The following is an 873-nucleotide window of genomic DNA, read 5'->3' on the forward strand; positions in this document are numbered from 1 at the left end:
ACATCCTCATGCCCTGCCTAGTCTGTTCATAGTGACTAGGGCAATCCCTTAACCCTAGCCAATTATTAAGTTTTGAGAGGGAAATTTTTCATTTCCACAATACTATTATCTCATGTCTAAAATTAAAAAAACGGCACATTTTCGGCAATTAAAATTCATAGTCTAACTTAGTCTGTAATCTAACAATTCAAAAAGTGGTTCCTGCTCTATTAATGCTTTCTTTCCAAATAATGCTATTGATATTGAATTTATAGCTTGATTAGCTCTTTCTCTCAATTGTCTTTCTTCTAAATATACCTTATCAACTATTAAACTCCATTCTAAGCCTTCAATATATTTGTATGTTATGATTTGTTTGTGTATAGGTTTTAAGTTCCTTATAGCTAAATCTATGGTAGATTTAATTATTTCTGACTCATATAATTCTATTTCTTTTTCTGTTATTAAGTCTGATACATTAACAATAGCATCCTCAATCATATTACTAGTTTTGTTTGTTTTTCCTGTTTTGACACTATCATAACTTATAGCTTTTGTTAAATCTCCAACTGAATTATCTTTCAACATTTGTATTTCATTTTTTAATTTTATTATATTTGCATTTAATTGTTTATAATTAGAAAGTTGTTTCTTAGTTGCATTAAAAAACTCTTTTTTAGTTTTAGACATACTCACACACTCCTATCAATTATTTATGTTATAATAATGTTGTAATGACAGTTTTAGATTTTTGACAACTGGAGTGTGGGAGCACTCCTTCTTCTTTTTTCTTAACTTACTATTGATAGTTGACTGTTTAATAATCTTATTTCTTCTTCAAGAACTGTAGGTAACTTATAATTATCTACTATTTCCAGTACCTTATCTAACTGA

Annotated in this window: 1 protein-coding gene; it reads right to left on the minus strand. The window is 27.8% G+C overall.

Annotation, left to right across the window (positions count from 1 at the left end):
- Window positions 1-162: 162 nt before the first annotated feature.
- Entirely contained in the window at window positions 163-669 is a 507-nt protein-coding gene (locus Q3304_RS20715) for a hypothetical protein (RefSeq protein WP_407815224.1), read from the minus strand.
- Window positions 670-873: the final 204 nt, after the last annotated feature.

The sequence above is a fragment of the Clostridioides sp. GD02377 genome (assembly GCF_045899875.1).
GTDB classification, from domain to species: domain Bacteria; phylum Bacillota; class Clostridia; order Peptostreptococcales; family Peptostreptococcaceae; genus Clostridioides; species Clostridioides difficile_A.

What these genes read in the sequence shown, in the direction of transcription:
- Q3304_RS20715 (WP_407815224.1), bottom strand. Translation starts at nt 669, where the DNA reads ATGTCTAAAACTAAAAAAGAGTTTTTTAATGCAACTAAGAAACAACTT.